Origin of the sequence: Micrococcus sp. APC 4021, from assembly GCF_030407635.1 — a bacterium.
In the GTDB taxonomy this organism is placed as follows: domain Bacteria; phylum Actinomycetota; class Actinomycetes; order Actinomycetales; family Micrococcaceae; genus Micrococcus; species Micrococcus luteus.
Genome location: NZ_JASDCZ010000168.1, coordinates 1 through 3,590, shown reverse-complemented (window position 1 = coordinate 3,590; position 3,590 = coordinate 1). Strand labels below are relative to the sequence as shown.

General features: G+C 75.7%; 4 protein-coding genes. 2 read left to right on the top strand and 2 right to left on the bottom strand.

Annotated features, from left to right (window positions below; all coding sequences use genetic code 11):
• A partial coding sequence (locus QL983_RS10745) for a DMT family transporter (protein WP_290152946.1) occupies positions 1-969 on the top strand: 969 nt, incomplete at its 5' end.
• A gap of 39 nt (positions 970-1,008) precedes the next feature.
• On the opposite strand, the gene QL983_RS10740 is transcribed toward QL983_RS10745, so the two are convergent.
• Positions 1,009-2,244 (bottom strand): MFS transporter, encoded by a 1,236-nt coding sequence (locus tag QL983_RS10740; RefSeq protein ID WP_122054753.1) that lies wholly within the window; start codon positions 2,242-2,244, stop codon positions 1,009-1,011.
• A 24-nt stretch (positions 2,245-2,268) separates the two neighbouring features.
• Here QL983_RS10740 and QL983_RS10735 point away from each other — a divergent pair, with 24 nt between their 5' ends.
• Positions 2,269-2,778 (top strand): MarR family winged helix-turn-helix transcriptional regulator, encoded by a 510-nt coding sequence (locus QL983_RS10735; protein WP_122054751.1) that lies wholly within the window; start codon positions 2,269-2,271, stop codon positions 2,776-2,778.
• 15 nt (positions 2,779-2,793) lie between these two features.
• Here QL983_RS10735 and QL983_RS10730 read toward each other — a convergent pair.
• Positions 2,794-3,590 (bottom strand): fused MFS/spermidine synthase (locus tag QL983_RS10730; protein ID WP_290152942.1); only part of this gene is annotated, 797 nt, incomplete at its 5' end.

Here is a 3,590-nt window from a genome sequence, read left to right as displayed (position 1 = left end):
GCGGTCGCCCGCCCGGAGGCCCCTTCCCCGCGGGCGACCGCCCTGCTGTTCGCGCTCGCGGTGGCCGCCGGCTCCGTGATGCCGTTGCAGGGCCGCATCAACTCCCGCCTCGCCCACCTGACGGGCGACCCCGTCCTCGCCGCGCTGTGCTCCTTCGCGGCGGGCCTGGCCGTCATGGTGCTCGTGAGCGTGCTGACGCCGCGGGGTCGCCGGGGCCTGGCCCGCATCCGCCCGGCCCTGGCCGCGGGGTCCGTGCGCCCGTGGTACGCGGTGGCGGGCATGATCGGCGGGCTCCTGGTGCTCACCCAGTCCGCGACGATCGGTCCCCTCGGCGTGGCCGTGTTCACGGTCGCCGTGGTCACCGGGCAGGTGGTCGGCGGGATGGTCGTGGACCGGCTCGGGCTCAGCCCCGCCGGGGTGCAGCGCCTGACGCCGCGGCGCCTCACGGGGGCGGCGCTCGCCCTGGCCGCGGTCGCCCTCGTGGTGTGGCCCTCACTCGGCGAGGCCGGCGGCGGGCCCGGCTGGGCGCTGCTGGCCCTGCTGCCCCTGCTGGCCGGTCTGGCCACCGCCGGACAGCAGGTGTTCAACGCCCGTCAGACCACGGCCTACGGCACCGCCATCCCGGCGACCCTGGTCAACTTCACCGCCGGCGTCCTCTTCCTCGGGATCGTGTGGGGCGGGATCGCCCTGGCCTCCGGCCACGGCCTGCCCGCGCTGCCGCACGACTGGCGGCTCTACCTCGGCGGCCCGCTGGGGTGCGTGTTCATCGGGGTGGGCGCCATGGTCGTCCCGCGCCTGGGCGTCTTCGCCGCCACCCTCGGTCTGGTCTCGGGCAACCTCCTGGGCTCCCTCGTGGTGGACCTGGTGGCCCCCACCGACGGATCCACGGTCACCACGACGACGGTGCTGGGCACCCTGGGCGCCCTCGCCGCCGTCGCGCTCGCGTCCTGGCCGGCGCGGCGCCGGTAGCGCCGCCCGCGGCGGCAGGCCGCCGTCACCGCGCGGGACTCAGGCGCGGGCCACGGTCTCCCGCCGCCCGTGCCGGCGTCCGTGCATCACGAAGTAGTACCCGGCGGCGACCACGAGCACGCCCGCCAGGGCCGCGTACATGGCGCCGTAGCCGGCTGAGGCCACAAGCCCGCCGAGGAGCACGGGACCCAGGCCCAGCCCCACGTCCGCGAACAGCATGAGGGTGGAGATGCCGGCGCCGAGCTGGTGGGAGGGCACCGCGTTCACGGCGATCGCCTGGGCCGCGGGCATGAGCGTGCCGTAGCCGAGGCCGCTCAGCGCCCCGGCCAGCACCACCTGCCAGTCGCGCGTGGCGAAGGCCAGCACCAGGAGCGCGGCTGTGAAGCAGAGGAGGGCGGGGTAGACGACGGCGTCGTCCCCCCGGCGGTCCTGCAGGGTGCCCAGGGTGAGGCGCATGACGAGCATCGCCGCGGCGTAGGCCAGGAAGAAGAGGCCGGCGCCGGCTGTGAGCCCGCGCTCCACCGAGTAGGCGTTCAGGTAGGTGAGGATCCCGGCGTAGCTCAGGCCCACCAGCAGCATGAAGCCACTGATCGGCAGCACCGCCGGGTGCAGCACGGAGCGCAGGCGGAAGCCCACCGCGGGGGCGGGGTGCTCCAGGGGGACCTCGCCGGCGGCGCGCTCGCCGTCGACGTCCGCCGCGGCGGGCGCCTCGCGCACCAGCAGGCCCAGCACGAGGCTGACCACCGTGATCCCCAGAGTCGCCCGGAACAGCCACACGTAGCCGATGGAGCCGGCGAGGAAGAGCCCCAGGGCGGGGCCGATCGCGGTGGCCAGGGTGGTGCCCAGCGCGAGGTGGCCGGTGGCCTCCGCGCGTCGCCCGTCGGGGATGGCCGCCTGGGCCAGGGCCATGACGGCGGTGCTGGCGAAGGCGTAGCTGGCGCCGTGGAGCATGCGCACCGCCACCAGGGCCGGCAGTGAGGAGGCGACGAGGTAGAGCGTGCAGGACAGTGCGACGGCGACCAGGGCCGCCACCAGGACGCGGCGCTTGCCGAAGCGGTCCACCACGTGGCCGGTGACCACGCGGCTGAGGGTGGCGCCGATGACGAAGGCGCTCGAGGCCAGCCCCGCCCCGGCGTCCGAGGCGGCGAACTGCCGGACCGCGTACACGGCCATGGTGGTGACGAGGGCGTAGAACGCGAGGAACTGGAGGAAGGAGACCACCCAGGCGAGGACGAAGGTGGGGGAGGCGATGCGTTCCTGCTCGGCGATTTGCATGATGCAAAAGGTAGCATCGTTTGCATGATGCAAACATCTGAGGGGGCGTGGGCCGACCCGGTCCGCGGGATCATGTACGAGCACATGCTCCTGCTGCGGGTGGCCACGCAGGGGGTGGCCCCCTACGGCCGGTCGAGCGCGCTGGAGCGCAGCGCCACCGTGCTGCTCGCCCGCCTGGAGGCGGGCGGGGCCATGAGCGTCGCCGAGCTGGCCGAGGCCTTCGACCTCGACGTCTCCACCGTCCACCGGCAGGTGGCCGCCGCCATGAAGGCCGGCCTCGTCGAGCGGGTGGCGGATCCCGACGGCGGCTCCGCCCGGCTGCACCGCCCCACGGAGGAGGGGCGCGCCCGCCTCGCCGCGGAGCTGAGCTCCCGCGCGGACAACGTGGCGCAGATCGTCGCCTCCTGGCCCGCCGAGGACGTCGTCGAGTTCAGCAGGCTCCTGCGGCGTTTCAACGAGGGGGCGGAGGAGCGCCGGGGCCACCCGTGGCCCCGGCCGCAGACGGGCCCCGGTGCGGAGGACCCCCGGCCCTGAGCGCCGCGCCCGCCCTCAGGCGCGACGGATGCGGGCGGCCAGCGCGGCCGATTCCGCCGGGTCCAGCACGGCCGCCGGATGCGGCCCCGCCGCGGCGAGGCGCTCCGTGCAGCCGGCCTCTCCCAGCGGCGCCCCCGCGGCCAGCACGACGTTGCCCCAGTCCAGGCGCTCCAGCATCCCCTGGTCCGCGAGCGTCCACGGGCCGGGCACCCCGGCCTCGGCGGCCGCCTCCTCGAGGGCGCCCAGCTCGGCGCCCAGGAAGTGCAGGCCGGCGTCGTCGCCGATGTTCACCAGCAGCACCCCACCCGCCGTCAGCAGCTCGAGCAGCTCCCCGTAGAACACGGCGCCGCGCAGGTGCTCGGCGCCCTCCTCGCCGGTGCCGATGTCCAGCACGACGGCGTCGAACCGCTCCCCGTCCAGCGCGAGGTCGACGGCGGCCAGGCGCGCGTCCGCGACCACGGAGACGAGGTCCGTGCCCGCCGGCAGGGGCAGCTCGGCGAGCACGAAGGACACGAGCTCCCGGTCCAGGTCGACCACCGTCTGCTCCGAGCCGGGTCGGGTCGCCTGGAGGTAGCGCGGCAGGGTCAGCGCGCCCGCGCCGAGGTGCAGGACCCGCACCGGCGCGCCCGTCGGGGAGGCTGCGTCGAGCACGTGGGCCATGCGGCGCAGGTACTCGTAGCGGATGCGAGCGGGGTCGGCCAGGTCCACGTGGGACTGGACAGCCCCGCCGATCTCCAGGACGAACCCGCCGAACTCGTCGGGGGCGATGCGGGCGTCCACGCCCGACGTGGACAGGTGGACGGTGTGGCCGG